Origin of the sequence: Roseburia sp. OM04-10BH (genome assembly GCF_003462605.1) — a bacterium.
In the GTDB taxonomy this organism is placed as follows: Bacteria; Bacillota; Clostridia; order Lachnospirales; family Lachnospiraceae; genus Roseburia_C; species Roseburia_C amylophila.
The window spans coordinates 212,122-229,084 of sequence record NZ_QTZI01000003.1; the positions used below are offsets into that span (position 1 = coordinate 212,122).

Annotated in this window: 18 protein-coding genes; all 18 read right to left on the bottom strand. The window is 40.2% G+C overall.

Annotation, left to right across the window (positions count from 1 at the left end; translation table 11 throughout):
• Window positions 1–5: 5 nt before the first annotated feature.
• The 18 genes from obgE to DXB43_RS04990 all read right to left on the bottom strand — a co-directional run bounded on the left by obgE (window position 6) and on the right by DXB43_RS04990 (window position 16,941).
• Window positions 6–1,295, bottom strand: a complete 1,290-nt coding sequence (gene obgE, locus DXB43_RS04905) for a GTPase ObgE (RefSeq protein ID WP_117841065.1) — start codon at window positions 1,293–1,295, stop codon at window positions 6–8.
• 149 nt (window positions 1,296–1,444) lie between these two features.
• Entirely contained in the window at window positions 1,445–1,735 is a 291-nt protein-coding gene (rpmA, locus tag DXB43_RS04910) for a 50S ribosomal protein L27 (protein WP_022243836.1), read from the bottom strand.
• 3 nt (window positions 1,736–1,738) lie between these two features.
• Complete coding sequence (locus DXB43_RS04915; RefSeq protein ID WP_022243837.1) at window positions 1,739–2,068, bottom strand: ribosomal-processing cysteine protease Prp; 330 nt, start codon at window positions 2,066–2,068, stop codon at window positions 1,739–1,741.
• A gap of 16 nt (window positions 2,069–2,084) precedes the next feature.
• The gene (gene rplU, locus DXB43_RS04920) at window positions 2,085–2,390 is read right to left on the bottom strand and encodes a 50S ribosomal protein L21 (protein ID WP_022243838.1); all 306 of its coding nucleotides are present in this window, start codon (window positions 2,388–2,390) and stop codon (window positions 2,085–2,087) included.
• 240 nt (window positions 2,391–2,630) lie between these two features.
• Window positions 2,631–3,896 (bottom strand): ribonuclease E/G, encoded by a 1,266-nt coding sequence (locus DXB43_RS04925; protein ID WP_158565936.1) that lies wholly within the window; start codon window positions 3,894–3,896, stop codon window positions 2,631–2,633.
• A complete protein-coding gene (locus DXB43_RS04930; RefSeq protein ID WP_117698623.1) occupies window positions 3,889–4,611 on the bottom strand; it encodes a TIGR03936 family radical SAM-associated protein in 723 nt (240 codons plus the stop codon). Before DXB43_RS04930 ends, DXB43_RS04925 begins: the two co-directional genes overlap by 8 nt.
• Window positions 4,595–6,460: a TIGR03960 family B12-binding radical SAM protein gene (locus DXB43_RS04935; protein WP_117946963.1), complete on the bottom strand. Its 1,866-nt coding sequence runs from the start codon at window positions 6,458–6,460 to the stop codon at window positions 4,595–4,597. Before DXB43_RS04935 ends, DXB43_RS04930 begins: the two co-directional genes overlap by 17 nt.
• Before the next feature lie 55 nt (window positions 6,461–6,515).
• Window positions 6,516–6,848, bottom strand: coding sequence for a hypothetical protein (locus tag DXB43_RS04940; RefSeq protein ID WP_117946964.1), 333 nt, complete (start codon window positions 6,846–6,848; stop codon window positions 6,516–6,518).
• A gap of 59 nt (window positions 6,849–6,907) precedes the next feature.
• The gene (hisIE, locus tag DXB43_RS04945) at window positions 6,908–8,188 is read right to left on the bottom strand and encodes a bifunctional phosphoribosyl-AMP cyclohydrolase/phosphoribosyl-ATP diphosphatase HisIE (RefSeq protein WP_022243843.1); all 1,281 of its coding nucleotides are present in this window, start codon (window positions 8,186–8,188) and stop codon (window positions 6,908–6,910) included.
• Window positions 8,189–8,196: 8 nt separating this feature from the next.
• Window positions 8,197–8,790 carry an imidazoleglycerol-phosphate dehydratase HisB gene (gene hisB / locus DXB43_RS04950; RefSeq protein ID WP_117946965.1) on the bottom strand — a complete coding sequence of 198 codons (594 nt, stop codon included), beginning with the start codon at window positions 8,788–8,790 and terminating at the stop codon, window positions 8,197–8,199.
• Window positions 8,791–8,805: 15 nt separating this feature from the next.
• Window positions 8,806–10,104, bottom strand: coding sequence for a histidinol dehydrogenase (gene hisD, locus DXB43_RS04955; protein ID WP_117841071.1), 1,299 nt, complete (start codon window positions 10,102–10,104; stop codon window positions 8,806–8,808).
• Between the two features lie 2 nt (window positions 10,105–10,106).
• Complete coding sequence (hisG, locus tag DXB43_RS04960; protein WP_117841072.1) at window positions 10,107–10,760, bottom strand: ATP phosphoribosyltransferase; 654 nt, start codon at window positions 10,758–10,760, stop codon at window positions 10,107–10,109.
• 2 nt (window positions 10,761–10,762) lie between these two features.
• Window positions 10,763–11,956 (bottom strand): ATP phosphoribosyltransferase regulatory subunit, encoded by a 1,194-nt coding sequence (gene hisZ, locus DXB43_RS04965; RefSeq protein WP_117841073.1) that lies wholly within the window; start codon window positions 11,954–11,956, stop codon window positions 10,763–10,765.
• A 93-nt stretch (window positions 11,957–12,049) separates the two neighbouring features.
• The gene (locus DXB43_RS04970) at window positions 12,050–12,583 is read right to left on the bottom strand and encodes a Holliday junction resolvase RecU (RefSeq protein WP_117698628.1); all 534 of its coding nucleotides are present in this window, start codon (window positions 12,581–12,583) and stop codon (window positions 12,050–12,052) included.
• Window positions 12,583–13,230 carry a histidine phosphatase family protein gene (locus DXB43_RS04975; protein ID WP_117946966.1) on the bottom strand — a complete coding sequence of 216 codons (648 nt, stop codon included), beginning with the start codon at window positions 13,228–13,230 and terminating at the stop codon, window positions 12,583–12,585. The genes DXB43_RS04970 and DXB43_RS04975 overlap by 1 nt, the downstream gene beginning before the upstream one ends.
• A 50-nt stretch (window positions 13,231–13,280) precedes the next feature.
• Window positions 13,281–14,237: an RluA family pseudouridine synthase gene (locus tag DXB43_RS04980; RefSeq protein WP_117946967.1), complete on the bottom strand. Its 957-nt coding sequence runs from the start codon at window positions 14,235–14,237 to the stop codon at window positions 13,281–13,283.
• A 12-nt stretch (window positions 14,238–14,249) separates the two neighbouring features.
• A complete protein-coding gene (locus DXB43_RS04985; RefSeq protein ID WP_117946968.1) occupies window positions 14,250–16,220 on the bottom strand; it encodes a YgiQ family radical SAM protein in 1,971 nt (656 codons plus the stop codon).
• A gap of 4 nt (window positions 16,221–16,224) precedes the next feature.
• On the bottom strand, window positions 16,225–16,941 hold the full coding sequence (locus DXB43_RS04990; RefSeq protein WP_117946969.1) for a pseudouridine synthase: 717 nt from the start codon (window positions 16,939–16,941) through the stop codon (window positions 16,225–16,227).
• Between the last annotated feature and the right edge of the window lie 22 nt (window positions 16,942–16,963).

Consider the following 16,963-nt stretch of genomic DNA (forward strand, 5'->3'; position numbering starts at 1 on the left):
ATGATTTACTCCTTATAATAATCGAATTCAAGTCCATACATACGGACTGTATCACCTTCCTGAATACCCTTTGCCTCTAATTCCTTTAAGATACCCTGTTCTTTTAAGAATTTCTGGAAGAAAAGGAAACCTTTCTCTGAATCAATATTGGTGTAACCCAGCATTTTATCAATTTTAGGACCTTCTACAACATAAGCACCATCTTCCGGATCAACCTCAATGGTATAAGGTTCACCCTCTAATGCTCTGGAATCCGGGAAGAATTCCTGTTCATAGATGACCGGAGTATCGTCCATTTCATCTAAAAGACTCTTCACATAAAACATTAACTCACGGACACCCTGACGGCTGACCGCAGAAATTGGAAATACTTTAATGCCGGATGGCTCAAAGGTTTCTTTTAATTTCTCAATAATTTCATTATTGCCTTCATAAATAGCATCAATTTTATTGGCTGCAATAACCTGAGGTTTCTTTAACAATTCAGGGTTAAAGGATTCCAGCTCCTGATTGATGGCATGAATATCTGCAATCGGATCTCTGCCTTCTGTTCCGGCAGCATCCACAACATGAATAATAACCTTGGTTCGCTCTATATGCTTTAAGAATTCATGTCCAAGACCGATTCCTTCGGATGCCCCTTCAATCAGCCCCGGAATATCAGCCATGACAAATCCGGCACCTTCGCCTAAATCAACGACACCAAGAATCGGATTTAAAGTTGTAAAATGATAATTTGCAATCTTTGGTGTTGCATTGGTGGAACTGGATAATAAAGTTGATTTTCCCACATTTGGGAAGCCGACTAAACCAACGTCAGCAATTACTTTAAGTTCCAGTCGAACTTCAAGTTCCAATGCTTCCTGCCCCGGCTGTGCATATTTCGGTGCCTGCATGGAAGAGGTCGCAAAATGCTGATTGCCAAGTCCACCCTTTCCACCGGTTAAAATAATCTGTCTTTTATTCTCACCGGACATATCTGCAATTACCTTATCGGTAGCTGCATCACGGATAATGGTTCCGGCAGGAACATGGATGACAAGGTCTTCACCCTTTTTTCCGTGGCAGTTTCGTTTTTTTCCTTCTTCTCCGTTTTCTGCAGCCCATTTGTGTTTATGACGGAAATCATTTAATGTATTCATGCTGTCATCTACTTCAAAGATGATATCGCCACCTTTTCCACCATCGCCACCGTCCGGACCGCCATCCGGAACATATTTTTCACGGCGGAAGCTCACATGACCGTTACCGCCTTTTCCTGATTTTATAATAATTTTTGCACTGTCGGCAAACATAATTTTCTACCTCATTATTGATTGTGATTAAATATCAGTTACTGTAATCAAATGATACTTTAATTGTTTCTAAATTACTTCAAGTTAAAATATAGTTTCCTATAAGTGAAAATAGACCCGGCGCTTTCGTGTCGGGTCTATCATGCATCTTATTCGTTTGTTGCTACTGGATAAACAGAAGCCTGTTTCTTATCTCTGCCTTTTCTTTCAAATCTAAGAACACCGTCTGTTAATGCGAATAAAGTATCATCTCCGCCGATACCAACGTTAACGCCTGGATGAATCTTTGTTCCACGCTGTCTGTATAAAATGTTACCAGCCTTAACGAACTGTCCATCTGCTCTTTTTGCACCTAATCTCTTGGATTCAGAATCTCTACCGTTCTTAGTAGAACCAACTCCCTTTTTATGAGCAAAAAACTGAAGGTTCATATTCAACATGTTCTACACCTCCTTGAAGTTTAAAATGATGTAATCATTTCCATAATTGTTTTGTATTCCCTGTAAGCCTAAAACCATTGTGTCCAAAAGTAACTTTGCATCATGTCCTGCCGGCTGCTCAAAAGATACGGAAATCAATCCGGTCTCTTCGTCCTGATTGGTCTTGAACTGTTCTTTTGTGAACATTCCAAGGGCATTGATTGTATTAATCACAAGAACCGAAATTCCTGCACATACAATATCCTCTCCGGCATCTGCATATTCAGCATGTCCGACACAGGAAAAAGCAAGATACTCTTGTTTCTGGTTTCGAAAAATCGTTATCTTTGTCATAACAATTTCCTATCGATTACGCATTAATTTTTTCGATTTTCACCTGTGTGAACGCCTGTCTATGACCGTTCTTCTTGTGATAGCCGGTTTTTCTCTTATACTTGTAAACGATAACTTTCTTAGCTCTGCCTTCTTTTACTACAGAAGCTTCTACAGTTGCATTAGCTGCGTCTGCACCAACTTTTAATCCGTTGTCAGATACTGCTAAAACCTGATCGAAAGTTACTTTCTCACCAGCCTCAACACCAAGCTTTTCAATGGTAATGATATCGCCTTCAGATACTTTGTACTGTTTACCACCTGTTGCTATAATTGCGTACATATGGCACCTCCTATTATCATTACTCGCCAGTTGTGGTGCTATCCTTACGATAGACTTATACCTCACTGTGCGGCATACTGTTGTATCATAGCACACGAATTACGATTCGTCAACTATTTCACGCTATAATTTTAATTATTTTTCAGGTATCATTATTTTTCAGGTACTTTCCGGGTATTGTATTCAGATATTTCTTTGCATATCTTGATAGATACCTTGATGTGGCTTTTGCAGCTGCTATCATCTTAGCTGGGCAACCTGCTCCAAAAGGGTCTTACGCTCCTTCTTCCGGGTCAGCTCCACTAAGCCAAGCTTTGTAATATCCACAAGCCGTACCGGAACCGGGTCTTCTTTTAAGGATAACCGGAACTGGTGCATCAGCTCTTTTCTTTGCTCTTCTTTTGCCATATTGATGAAATCCACAATGACAATTCCTGAAATATTACGAAGCCGGAGCTGTCTTGAAATCTCTGCAGCAGCTTCTAAATTAATCTTATAATAATATTCTTCTGCATTTTTTCCGGAAGTATTCTTTCCACTGTTTACATCAATAACTGTCAGAGCTTCCGTTGGCTGAATGATAAGATAAGCACCGGACTTCATCCAGACCCGTTCCGATATTGCACGCTGTATCTGCGTTTCAAAGGAATAAAGGGTTCCTAATGAAATGGCATCATTTTCATAGAACCGTATCTTAGATAAAATATCAGGATTTCCGGCATAAAGCTGTTGAAGCTCTTCATAGATATTCTTATCATCCGTAATAATTTCACCAAGCTCTTCCTGGTAAAGGTGATTAATGGCATTTTCATAAAATTTCTTTGGCAGCATCAGAATGCTGTAACAGGTACGGAAATGAAAAGTTGCAGCTAACTTCTGATAGTCAGATAAAAGTTTCCGGTATTCTGTTTCCAATTCTTCCGAAGAAGCTCCTGCCGCATTGGTTCTTACGATAAGACTATGCGGCTTTCTTTTTTCTTCCTGTCCGGCATTCTGCTTTGTATCGGTAACTGCTTCTTTTTCAAAAAGCCGCATCTGTTCGAAAAGCTGTACCTGACTGCTTAACCTTTCTTTTTCATCCGCACTTAATTTAGATGAAATGGCAAGGGAACGGTTTTCATTTGTCAGGACAAAATATTTTCCGGTAAGGGAAAGCTTGGTATCTGCAATGGGATACTTGGTCTTGATCGCCTCTTTGGTAATCTGCACCACAAGTTCATCCCCTTCGGTCAGCTTTCCGCTTCTGCACTGCTTCGAAAACCAGGCATCTTTTATATGTGCTGTTTCCAGATAACAGGTTACTCCCTTTGCAATGTCCACAAAAGCGGCATCTAAGTTCGCGGCAATCTTTTTTACCCTGGCAATACAAATTATTCCCGGTACAACCTGATTTTCTTCGGATAACGGATGAAATGCAATTTCCCTAAACTTGTCCTTTTCATCTAACAGTGCCGTAAAATAGGAGTCGCCTACATAATGCTGCCTTGTAATGATAAATTTATTCAAGAATGTCATCTCCCATTTCATCCAATGCAATCAGAGTGCCGTCTTCTTTTCGGGCATATACGTCCACACGATGAATCTGAAACTGCATTTCGTTATAAGGAAGTTCCAGATACCGGTAAAAGGCTTCTAACAAAAGCTCTGGTTTTACATTATCTACGCTTCCTGTAGATACTTTAAGATAAAAGAATGGACAGCCATCTGCTTCCTCAACCTGAAAATCATATACCAGCTGCTTTAAGTCCATGACTTTTTCGCTTTTTTTCGTCTTTTTCGTAACCAGAATCTCCGGAGCATCTTCATAAAATGCTTTTACTTTACCTTTCAATTCATCCAAAGTGAATGGACAATTTCCTTTATCCTTATAAAATACGTTATAGTCTGCTGCTGCAACAATGGACATCGCTGTTTTTGCATGCTCTGGCAGCATCCGGTAAGATACGATTTCAACACCTTCCACCATGGTATCATTTAAAGCCTTAACGGATTCAATTGAACTTCTGGTAGAATGTACTTCAATATCAAGATATTCTCCATCACTGGTGATTCCAACTCCCAGCGGTGCCGCAAAAGACATAATCTGATGCGGAGAAAATCCCTCAGAATATGCAATATCAATCTCAGCACGACGCATTGCTTTCTGGAAATAGCGCATCATATCAAGGTGTCCGATAAATTTCATTACACCATATTTTCGAAATTTAATTCTTATTTTCAAAGCAGACACCTCCCTTAAACTGAGCAGCTCCACAGCCCTGACACTGCATCCGGCAGTTTGGAGTTACTTCTTCTTTTCTGGCACGTTCCCATTCGCGGATTAAGAACTTTTTCGAAACGCCATCATCAATAAAATCCCATGGGAAAATTTCATCCAGAGGACGTTCCCGCATGGTATAGAAATCGGTATCGATGCCACATTCCGCAAAAGCCTCTACCCAGCGGTTATTATCAAAAAATTCCGTCCAGGCATCAAAGATGCCACCTTTTTCATAAACTTTAAGCAAGGCAGGGGCAATCCGGCGGTCTCCTCTTGCAAGAATACCCTCTAATACCGTAACATCTGCTTCATGCCAGTTATACTTGATGCTCTTGCGGTTTAACTGTTCTTTTACAGCATCATTTACCACCTTGGCTCTGCCAAGATAGCTGTCCTTATCATACATTCTCGCCCACTGGAATGGAGTAAATGGCTTTGGTACAAAGAAAGAGGTACTGATAGTAATCTGACATTTTCCATTCCGCTCTTCCTTTGGAATCTCATAATAACGGACTGCAATTTTATTGGCAAGTTCTGCTATGGCACGCATATCATCTTCCGTCTCGGTCGGAAGTCCTAGCATGAAATAAAGCTTTACTTTATTCCAGCCGCCTTCAAACGCCATTCCGGCACCATTTAAAATCACCTCTTCCGTCAGTCCTTTATTAATAACATTACGAAGACGCTGGGAACCGGCTTCCGGAGCAAAGGTAAGGCTGCTCTTTCTGATATCCTGCACTTTTCCCATAACGTCTAAGGAAAATGCATCGATACGAAGAGATGGCAGAGAAATATTTACGCCTTTATCCTTAAAGTTATCAATCAGAAAATTAACCAGTTCTTCCAGTTGCGAATAATCACTGGAACTTAAAGAACTTAAAGAAATCTCTTCATGTCCGGTATTCTTTAACATTTCATAAGCATAATGTTTTAAGACTTCTACATCTTTTTCACGGACCGGACGGTAAATCATTCCTGCCTGACAGAAACGGCAGCCGCGGATACAACCACGCTGAATCTCTAATACCACACGATCCTGGGTTGCTTTAATAAAAGGAACAACCGGTTTCTCCGGGTAAACAGAATGGGACATATCCATCTGAATCTGTTTCTTTACCGTTGCCGGCACATCCTCATATTTTGGTGTAAAGGATGCAATCGTTCCATCTTCTTTATAAGCCACCTCATACATGGAAGGCACATAGATTCCAGGAATAGACGCTGCACGGCGTAAGAATTCCTTTCTGCTGGCCTTTTCTTTCCTGCACTGCTTATACAGCGTAAATAATTCCGTATAAGAAATTTCGCCTTCTCCGATATAGAACAAATCAAAGAAATCTGCAATCGGCTCCGGATTATAGCTGCAAGGACCGCCACCGATTACAATCGGGTCATCTTCTTTTCGCTCAGAAGACAGCATGGCAATCTGGGATAAATCAAGAATCTGTAAAATATTGGTATAGCACATCTCATACTGGATGGTAATACCAAGGAAATCAAAATCCTTAATCGGCTCCTGACTTTCCAGTGCAAATAAAGGAATATTTTTTTCTTTCATAATCTTGTGTAAATCCGGCCACGGAGAATAAACCCGTTCGCAGTATACATCATCCCGTTTATTAAACATATCATATAAAATCTGAATGCCCAGGTGAGACATTCCGATTTCATAGACATCCGGAAAGCACATTGCAAAACGGATGTCAACATCCTTCGGATTCTTCTTTACCATGTTCAGCTCGTTTCCGATATAACGGGCCGGTTTATCAATTGTTAAAAGTATTTCATCACTTAATGCTAAAGTGTTCATCTGGTACCTCAATCATTCTTAAATATCATAATCCGATTTGTGAAAAAAATAACGCTTATATATTTTTTGCAAAATCCGAAATCATCATAACATACTTTTGCAGTTTTGTATAATCATAGTTTTCTTCTAATTGCCGATACATCCATTCGATATCTTTTTCACCGGCAGTCCCCGGAAAAGAAAGCTTCCCTTTATCACATAAAACAAACATCACAAAAATGCAAATACAAAGCAGCCATTTTACTTTCCAAATGGCTGCTTTTCCTGTGTTTATTAACTCCTCGTCCGTGTCTTTCCGTGATTCCGAAAAAGAATTTCTGGCACGAAGAATATATTCCCGTCTGTTTGCAATATAATCCTGTTCCAAATAAATCGCACCTTTCTGCATATCATCGCCTGATTGTTGTTCTGCTGTAATCTATGCAGAAAGTGCAGGAACTATGTATGTTATCTCTGGGCAAGTTCCTGGGTAACATCCTCCCATGTTACGCCTTTTTCTACCATCAATACCATTGCATGATAAAGGAAATCTGAAATTTCATAAATAATCTCTTCCGGTTCCGGATTCTTTGCGGCAATGACAATCTCGGTTGCTTCTTCGCCGACCTTCTTTAAAATCTTATCAATTCCCTTATCGAAAAGGTAGTTGGTATAAGAGCCTTCCTTTGGATGAATCTTACGATCCGCAATAATGGAGTAGACATCCTCAAATACCTGCAGTGGATTTTTCTCAGCATATTCTTTCTTGACAATTTCATTAAAAAAGCAGCTTGGTGCTCCGGTATGACATGCCACGCCAATCTGGGATACCTTTGCAAGAATGGTATCAAAGTCACAGTCTGCCGTTAAAGATTTCACATACTGGATATGACCACTGGTCTCACCCTTCATCCACAACGCCTTACGGCTGCGGCTGTAATAAGTCATCTTTCCGCTGGAAATGGTGGTATTGAACGCTTCTTCATTCATATAAGCTACCATAAGTACTTCATCGGTACGGTAGTCCTGTACTACAACAGGTACCATTCCATCCGAATTCAATTTGAAATCACTCCATTTTAATGCCGGAGCAAAATTGTCCATACGGATTCCGCTGGCTGCAAATTCTGTCTTTAATTTCATGATATCTGTCCTGGTATCATTAATAAATGCACCACAGATTCCTCTGACATTTTCACGTTTTAATACATCCACCAGTGCATCCTTGTCATAATTATCATACTGAACGACATATGGCAGATTTGTAATATTTTCTACTCCGTCCATCATGGATGGATCAAGAACAATCATTTCATGAAAATATTCATCCAGTTCATCTTTGTGTTTGAATAAGAAATCAATATTCTTTACAGAAACTATCATACGGTCTTTTCCGAATCGTTTTGCACCTTCCTCCGCCAAAGACATGCTGACAGATTTTGCACCGTTTAAAACAACCTGTTTACATCCGGCATAGATAAATTTCTTAATGTCTTCCAGACGGTTGATATTTCCACCTGCATAAATCGGAATCTCTACAGTACGGAAAATATCTTTTACCGTATGAATATTTTTCTCATGCTCTTCATCACCGGTTGATAAGTCATAGATTAAAATCTTATCAATTCCACTGTCATTATAAAGCTTGGTAAGTTCTTTTAAATCTCCTGCAGAACTAAGGTCACTCGGGCTCTTTACTGCCTCTCCGTTTTTCAGATAAATGGTTGCTACTATATTCTTGTGTTTCATATGCTCACCTATAAACTGCCTTTCGTTGATAATATATCGGTAATACGCGGGTCAATGATGGTTGCCTCATCCAATGCCTTTGCAAATGCCTTAAACATGGCTTCAATCATATGATGGTTATTTCCGCCTGTAATGACCTTAAGATGTAAATTCATTCCGGCGCTATAGGAAATGGCATAAAAGAATTCTTTTACCATCTCAGTATCCATATAACCCACACGGTCTGTGGTGAATTCTGCATCAAAGGATAGATACGGTCTTCCGGATAAATCTACCGCACAAAGCACCAGTGTCTCATCCATGGGCAGCATACAGCTTCCAAAACGTTTGATACCCTTTTTGTCACCGACTGCTTTTTTAATGGCATTGCCAAGGACGATTCCGGTATCTTCAATGGTATGATGACAGTCCACCACCAGATCTCCGGTCACTTTGACATTTAAATCAAATAATCCATGTCTTGCAAAGCCATCTAACATATGGTCGAAAAATCCAATTCCGGTATCTGCCTTTGCATCCCCTCTGCCGTCCAAATCAAAGGAAAGGTAAATATCTGTTTCTTTTGTTTTTCTTGTATATTCTGCAATACGTCTTTGTTCCATGAAACAAACCTCCGTTTAGTTTTCGTCTTCAAATCTTACTTTAACGGAATTTGCATGTGCCGTCAACTGTTCGCACTCTGCAAACTGGGCAATATCTTTATATACTTCCTCTAATGCTTCCCTGGAATAGGAAATAATGCTGGATTTCTTAATGAAATCATCTACGGATAATGCAGAGAAGAATTTTGCGGTTCCATTGGTTGGAAGAACGTGGTTTGGTCCTGCAAAATAATCACCAAGCGGTTCACTGCTGTATTCACCGATGAAAATTGCTCCGGCATTTCTTACCTTGGTCATAACTTCAAATGGATTCTTTGTTACAATTTCCATATGTTCGGATGCAATTTCATTTACTGCAGCAATGGCTTCCTCCATATTATCTGCAATTAAAATATATCCATAGTTATCTAAGGATTTCTGGATGATTTCTTTTCTGGAAAGCTGTGCGGTAAATTTTGCTGCTTCCTCAGAAACACGCTCTGCCAGTTCACGGCTTGTGGTAATCAAAATTGCGGAAGCCATTTCATCATGCTCTGCCTGGGATAAAAGGTCGGCTGCAACATATCTTGGATTGGCTGTTTCATCTGCTAATACTAAAATCTCACTTGGTCCGGCGATGGAGTCTATGCTGACATAACCGAATACGGCTTTTTTCGCTAAAGCTACATAAATATTTCCAGGGCCAACAATTTTATCTACTTTTGGAATGCTTTCGGTACCAAAGGCGAGAGCTGCAATTGCCTGTGCGCCACCTACTTTATAGATGCGGTCTGCACCGGCTTCTCTTGCTGCAACCAGGGTAGAAGGATTTACCTTACCATCTTTTCCAGGCGGTGTTGTCATAATAATTTCATCAACTCCGGCAACCTTGGCCGGAACAATATTCATCAGTACGGAAGAAGGATAAACGGCTTTTCCACCCGGTACATAAACACCGACACGGGCTAATGCGGTTACCTTCTGACCTAAGATAATACCTTTATCCTGGCTGTCAAACCAGCTGTTCTGACGCTGTTTTTCATGATAGGTACGGATATTTACAAGAGATTTCCGGATGACTTCAAGGAGCTTCGGATCTACTGCATCATAAGCCTCCTTAATCTCTTCTTCTGTTACTAAAATATTATCTTTATGAATCGTTGCGCCATCAAATCTCGCTGTATAGTCAAATAATGCAGCATCTCTGTTGGCACGTACCGTTTCAATGATTTCCTGTACGCTGGCTTCAAATTTGCCGTAGCTGTTGGGGCTTCTCTTTAAAAGATTCTCTAATATATTACCCTTTGTCTCTTCTGTCAACTCTAAAATACGCATGTTTATGCCTCCTTTAATACCGATTTTAAATCTGTAATTAATTTCGTAATCCGCTCATGTTCCATTTTCATACTAACCTGATTTACGACCATCCGGGCAGAAAGCGGACAAACTTCTTCTAATACTTCAAGTCCGTTTTCACGTAAGGTTGAGCCTGTCTCTACAATATCACATATTACCTCAGAAAGTCCAACAATCGGGGCAAGTTCGATGGAACCGTTTAATTTGATAATTTCTACAGTCTGATGTTTCTTATTATAAAAATAGTCTTTTGCAATGCGCGGATATTTGGTTGCCACACGGATCAGTTCGTGATGCTGTAATAATTCTTTGGATTCTTTTGGACCGCAGATACACATTCTGCATTTTCCAAAGCCCAAATCCAATACTTCATAAATATTTCTTGCTTCCTCTAAAATTGTATCCTTTCCCACAATACCGATATCTGCCGCACCATATTCTACATAAGTTGGTACATCCGGTCCCTTGGCAAGGAAGAAACGAAGCTTTAATTCTTCATTGACAAAAATAAGTTTTCTGGTATTCTTGTCTTTCATTTCTTCACAGGTAATGCCGATTTTTTCAAAAGTCTCTAAGGTTTTATTTGCCAGTCTTCCCTTACCTAATGCAAAGGTTAAATATCTCATATCTTCCATTTCTATTCTCCATCCATAAATGTCAGTTCTGCAATCTGATTTCGCAATGCATATGCTTCATAATCTGCTTTTGATTTATCCATTGCCCAGGCAATCAGTTCCACATTGCAGTCCTTTGCCCTCAGTGCAATGGCTTTCTTTACTGCTTCCCTGCGGTATTCCGGTTTGTATACAATCAGCTGATTGTCATGTTTTACGGTAATCTCAATTTTCTGTCTTGAAATTGCTGCCATTAACTGGTCTACTACTATCGCAAATCCAATGGAAGCTGCATCTTTTCCAAAATAAGTAAGAAGCTTGTCATAACGGCCACCCTTTACAATCGGTTCACCGCTTCCGTAAGTATAACCGGCAAAAATTACTCCGGTATAATAATGATAGCTGCTTAACATACCAAATTCATAGGTCACATATTTGTCTACGTCATATACTTTAAGCACCGCATCTAAGTCTTCCAGTCTGCGTATCGCTTTATAAACCCTTGGATAATCAGCTGCATAGGTCTTTGCTTCTTCAAAGGAAGATGCATTATCATAAATGGTTCCAAGCATTCCGAATAATTCTTTTAAATTCTGGTTCATGGAGCAGTCGGAAATCTCTTCTTCTACACCAAAGAAATTCTTATTGGCAATCAGTTCCCGGATAACTTCTTCCTGTTCTTCGGAAAGTCCTGCCGCCTCCATTAAGCCACGGAAAAATTCCACATGTCCCACACTAATCTGGAAATCCTTTAAACCACTGCTCTTTAATGCGTCAATTGCCATGGCAATCATCTCTGCATCGGCATCTACGGTATCATCTCCGATTAACTCTGCTCCAAGCTGGGTGGATTCCTTTAATCTTCCCTGATAACTATGGTTATTAATAAAGGTATTTCCCATATAAGAAAGGCGGATTGGCATATCCTCATCCATAAAATATTTTGCGGCAGACCGTGCAATAGATGGTGTAATATCCGGTCTTAATACAAGGGTATTTCCTTCCCGGTCAAAAAATTTATATAATTCGCTGGATGGAATGGTTCCAACTTCTTTTCCAAATATATCGAAAAATTCAAAGGTTGGTGTCTGAATACTGTGGTATCCGTGTCGTTTTAAAGCCTTATGCAGCCGATCCTGCAGCTCTAATTTTTTTTCACACTCTTCATTATAAATATCCCGGACACCCTCTGGTGTATGTAACAATTGATTTTTCATATAAACCTCCAGTTTTTCTCAAAGCACTTTAGCGTGCTACCATGCTACCACGGTGAATTGCTTTTCCTAGTATATATTACCTGGAAATAATTGTCAATCCCTTAGCTCCAAATCTTTTTTCAAGCCTTCCAGATAAGGAACCAGGATTCCTGACTTCTTTGGCAGGAAAAATTCCGGATTTAATTCTTCTAACCGGAAGCTCTTCCGTCCGCCATTCTGGGCTCTCTCCCAGAATTCATAAAGCTGTCGGAATGGCATATAGTAAAATTCATCCCGTTGGGTATAAAATATCAGAATAAAGGAAATACCCTGCTGATTTTCAAAATCCTGCATAAACTGAATCTGGTGAGCATGCACATTGGCAAGAGGAAACGTATCGGTGTGACATTCCTTGGCATCAAAGCAGACCGGAATGCCCTGTACTGCCCCGATATAATCTACGGTACTTTTCTGGTCAAAATAGGCAAGGGTAATATGTCTTGTTTCTTTATCAATATTAATTGGTGTAATCGGTGTCGGAATTTTCTGTATCATTGCTAAATTATGCTCTGCATATTTTTCATTGGTCCGGTTGATAAATTCCTCTAACGTAGAACCTCTTAATCCTCTGGAATTCCAAGTTGGCATCAGAGTATACTTCCTTTCTTTTCTTCCGGCAGTGTGTAATAAATTTTATGTTCTTCGAGAATCCTTATTTTCTGATTCTTTACTTCTAATATATTTACACTGCAGTTTGGCTGGTGGCTGTTCCAGAAATCCTTGATTTCAAGTCCTTTTATGTATGCAAGAAATGCCCGGATGATTCCACCATGACAGCAGATGAGCACACGCTTCATTTTTTCTTCCAGTGGAAGGATTTCATGCTTTAAAAAATCTTCCACCCTGCCAAGTAATGCTTCGTAGCTTTCGCCCTGTTCCGTGGCACGATACTGTTCCGGCGCATGAAATAAAGCATCAATATTTTTAAGGACCGGATTCCAGCTGAGATCAGCAAGCTTCTGTCCTTCCCCTTCTCCGAAGTTCATTTCACTGATACGTTCATCATAGGAAATCGGGGTGTCCGTTCCTCGCAGAATAATCTCTGCCGTCTGTCTGGCACGAATTAACGGACTGCAATAACAGTAGTCAAAAGTCAATCCTTCGTTTTGGAATCCCTCTTTGGTCTTTTCGGCTAATTCCAGTCCGAATTCATTTAATGGAATGTCAAGTGTTCCCTGTATCAGTCCTTTTTTATTGTAATCGGTTTCTCCATGCCGCATCAGATATACTTTCATCTTACTTATTCATCCTTCCTGTAACATCCGCAGTCTTTCATTAAAAATAATTACTGCTCTGCGGCATTCTGATTTGCATAACAAATAGCCTTATTAAAATCATCCGGTGGAGCTGCTTCTACACATCTGCCATCTGCAAATATCATCCGGTAAGCATGTAAAAGCTGATGTTTTACGCCGGTGCGTTCCCGGTAAAAATGATTGATTTTTTCATTACCATATTTGCTGTCTCCGATAATCGGATGACCAATGGATGCTAAATGGGCACGGATCTGATGGCTGCGTCCGGTAATCAGATGCACCTGCAGCAGTGTGACATCCTGATATACTTCCAGTGGCTCATACTCGGTCTCAATACAGAGTGCATCCGCTGTTTTTTCCTTTGAAATAAATACCCGATTCTGCCTTTCATCCTTCATAAGATACCCCTTTAAATGCTGCGGTGCTGTAATGCATCCGGCTACCAGGCAGAGATAATATTTCTTTACGGTTCTTTTTTTCAAAGCCTCGGATAAATCCTGCAATCCCTTTAACGTCTTTCCGGCTGTCAGAAGTCCTGAAGTATTGCGGTCAAGACGGTTACATACGGACGGTCGAAAGGTCCGCAAATCAGTTTCCTTAAGGGCTCTGCTTTGAAGAAGATATCCGATAATATATTCGTTGGCGGAAATATCGGATGGCTGTGCCTTCTGTGACAGCATTCCGGCAGGTTTATTGATGATTAAAATATCTTCATCTTCATAAACGATATCCAGTGCTGTGGTTGGAAAACTTTCTTTTACCTCTGCTCCTGCAAACTTATCATAAGTTTCATCTGCTAAAAACAGCTTTACTTCATCCATGGCTTCCAGTTTTTCAGAACCATCTGCCTTTTTTCCATTTAATACAATATTCTTCTTCCGAAGCATTTTATAGACAAAGCTTGACGGTGCTTCTTTTAAAAGCTTTTTTAAATATTTATCAAATCGTTGTCCTGCTTCATTTTCTTTAATGATAAATGTTTTCATAACATATCCTTACTATTTCTTTTTATGAACGGTTCGAATTGTATGCTTCTTCTTCGTATTCTGACTGGAAGTCTTTCCCGAAAATTTTTCTGTATTTCTGGAATTTCCAGTTTTATACTTTGTCTGATTTTGATTCAGTGTCCGCTTCGTCTTTTTCTTATCCGAAAATGCTTCTTCTTTGGCAAGCTTTCTTGGACGGATGAGGCAATGGGCATCAAAGCCGATTAAATCCGTCCGGTTCGTCTTAACTAACGCTTCATGCACCAAATCATAATTTTCCGGATTACGATACTGTATCAGTGCACGCTGCATGGCTTTCTCATGCGGATTGGTTGCTACATATACCGGCTCCATGGTCCGCGGATCTAAACCGGTATAGTACATACAGGTCGATATGGTGGATGGGGTCGGATAGAAATCCTGTACCTGCTGAGGCATATAACCTAAATCTCTTAAATACTCAGCCAAATCTACTGCCTCCTGCAGGGTCGAACCAGGATGGGAGGACATCAGATATGGCACCAGATACTGTTTTAATCCTAACCGTTCATTCATATCATGATACTTGCGGACAAATTCATTATAAACGGAAACGGGAGGTTTTCCCATTTTCTGTAATACCGGGTCTGAGATATGCTCCGGTGCCACCTTTAGCTGTCCGCTGACATGATATTTACAAAGTTCTTCCAGAAAATTATTTTTCGTATCACATAAAAGATAGTCAAATCGGATACCGGAACGGACAAATACTTTTTTCACGCCTTTGATATTCCGTAATTTACGAAGAAGACTGATATAATCACTATGGTCAGCAACAAGATTTTTACATGGTGTCGGGAACAGACATTGCCGGTTCTTGCAAACTCCCTTTGTGAGCTGCTTCGTACATGCCGGTGCCCTGAAATTAGCAGTCGGACCACCTACATCATGGATATATCCTTTAAAATCCTTATCCTGTGTCATCTTCTTTGCTTCTGCAAGAATGGATTCATGACTTCTGGTCTGAATAATTCTGCCCTGATGAAAAGTTAAGGCACAGAAGCTGCAGCCACCAAAGCAGCCACGGTTACTGACCAGGGAAAATTTTACTTCTTCGATAGCCGGTACACCACCATCCTTTTCATAGATTGGATGATAGGTTCTCATATATGGCAGTGCGTAGATATCATCCATTTCCATCTGGGTCAATGGCTTTGCCGGTGGATTCTGTACGACAAACATTTTCTCATCATAGGTTTCATAAATTCTTCTTGCCGTAAAAGGGTCTGTATTCTGATACTGAAGGTAAAAGCTCTTGGCATACGCTGTCTTGTCCTCTTTGATTTTATTAAAAGACGGCAATTCCAAGGCATCATAAATATCTTCTTTATTTCGGGTCTTAAAAACAGTTCCATCGATATAAGTAATATCCTTTACCGCAAGACCGGAAGCTAACGCATCTGCAATTTCAACAATGCTGTGCTCGCCCATTCCATAAGAAATCAAATCAGCACCGGAGTCCAGAAGAATGGAACGTTTTACCTTATTAGACCAGTAATCATAATGCCCAAGTCTTCTAAGACTTGCTTCAATACCGCCGATAATGATTGGATTATGTTTATAGGTCTGACGGATCAGATTGCAGTAACTTACCACTGCATAATCCGGGCGTTTTCCCATAACGCCACCCGGTGAAAATGCATCATGGGCACGTCTCTTTTTCGATACAGAATAATGGTTTACCATGGAATCCATATTACCTCCGGAAACTAAAAAGCCAAGCCGTGGCTCGCCCAATATGGTTACGCTTTCCTTGTCACGATAATCCGGCTGTGCAATGATACCCACGGTATAACCATGTGCCTGCAATATTCTACTGATAATAGCATGTCCAAAGGAAGGATGGTCCACATATGCATCTCCGCATACATAAACGAAATCCAGCTGCTTTATCCCTGCTTCTTCCATGTCTTTTCTTGAAATTGGTAAAAAACCGTTCTGCATCTTCTTATCCTTCCTTTAATGCCTGTAATTCTGACTCCGTCAACGGGCGATACGCTCCTGTTGCCAGAGTTTCATCCAGCTTTAAGCTTCCCATGGAAAGCCGTTTTAAATAAATGACCTTTTTTCCTGTTTTTTCAAACATCCGCTTAATCTGATGATATTTTCCTTCGGTAATAGTAACTTCAATTTCTGATTCTGAATCACTTTTTAAAATCACAAGTTCAGCAGGCTTTGTGAGGTTTTTCTCTCCGATATCAAGACCCTTCCGAAAAGCCGCAACATCTTCAGCAGTCACTTTTCCTTCTATTCTGGCATAATAAGTTTTTGCCACATGTTTCTTCGGAGATAAAAGCTCATGAGCCAACGCACCGTCATTGGTGATAAGGAGCAGCCCTTCCGTATCCTTATCCAGTCTGCCTACCGGAAACAAATCTTTTCTTACAGCATCTTCTATGAAAGAAACTACAGTTGGAAAATGCTTATCTTCCGTGGCACTGACACAGCCGGCAGGCTTATTTAGCATATAATATTCCCACTGGGAATAATTAACCTTTTCGCCTTCGAGGTTAACAATATCCTTTTCCGGTGAAATCTTATATTCCGGACGTTTGATGATTTCTCCATTTACGGTAACACGTCCCTTGGAAATATAGGTTTTCACCTGGCTTCTGCTTCCCTTGCCCATTTCTGTTAAAAATTTATCTAATCTCAAATCTTTCATTCTGATACGTTCCTTTACTACT

Excerpts from the sequence above, each read along its gene's own strand:
- obgE (WP_117841065.1), bottom strand. The coding sequence starts at position 1,295 with ATGTTTGCCGACAGTGCAAAAATTATTATAAAATCAGGAAAAGGCGGT.
- rpmA (WP_022243836.1), bottom strand. The coding sequence starts at position 1,735 with ATGTTGAATATGAACCTTCAGTTTTTTGCTCATAAAAAGGGAGTTGGT.
- DXB43_RS04915 (WP_022243837.1), bottom strand. The coding sequence starts at position 2,068 with ATGACAAAGATAACGATTTTTCGAAACCAGAAACAAGAGTATCTTGCT.
- rplU (WP_022243838.1), bottom strand. The coding sequence starts at position 2,390 with ATGTACGCAATTATAGCAACAGGTGGTAAACAGTACAAAGTATCTGAA.
- DXB43_RS04935 (WP_117946963.1), bottom strand. The coding sequence starts at position 6,460 with ATGAACACTTTAGCATTAAGTGATGAAATACTTTTAACAATTGATAAA.
- DXB43_RS04940 (WP_117946964.1), bottom strand. The coding sequence starts at position 6,848 with ATGCAGAAAGGTGCGATTTATTTGGAACAGGATTATATTGCAAACAGA.
- hisIE (WP_022243843.1), bottom strand. The coding sequence starts at position 8,188 with ATGAAACACAAGAATATAGTAGCAACCATTTATCTGAAAAACGGAGAG.
- hisB (WP_117946965.1), bottom strand. The coding sequence starts at position 8,790 with ATGGAACAAAGACGTATTGCAGAATATACAAGAAAAACAAAAGAAACA.
- hisD (WP_117841071.1), bottom strand. The coding sequence starts at position 10,104 with ATGCGTATTTTAGAGTTGACAGAAGAGACAAAGGGTAATATATTAGAG.
- hisG (WP_117841072.1), bottom strand. The coding sequence starts at position 10,760 with ATGGAAGATATGAGATATTTAACCTTTGCATTAGGTAAGGGAAGACTG.
- hisZ (WP_117841073.1), bottom strand. The coding sequence starts at position 11,956 with ATGAAAAATCAATTGTTACATACACCAGAGGGTGTCCGGGATATTTAT.
- DXB43_RS04970 (WP_117698628.1), bottom strand. The coding sequence starts at position 12,583 with ATGCCAACTTGGAATTCCAGAGGATTAAGAGGTTCTACGTTAGAGGAA.
- DXB43_RS04975 (WP_117946966.1), bottom strand. The coding sequence starts at position 13,230 with ATGAAAGTATATCTGATGCGGCATGGAGAAACCGATTACAATAAAAAA.
- DXB43_RS04980 (WP_117946967.1), bottom strand. The coding sequence starts at position 14,237 with ATGAAAACATTTATCATTAAAGAAAATGAAGCAGGACAACGATTTGAT.
- DXB43_RS04985 (WP_117946968.1), bottom strand. The coding sequence starts at position 16,220 with ATGCAGAACGGTTTTTTACCAATTTCAAGAAAAGACATGGAAGAAGCA.
- DXB43_RS04990 (WP_117946969.1), bottom strand. The coding sequence starts at position 16,941 with ATGAAAGATTTGAGATTAGATAAATTTTTAACAGAAATGGGCAAGGGA.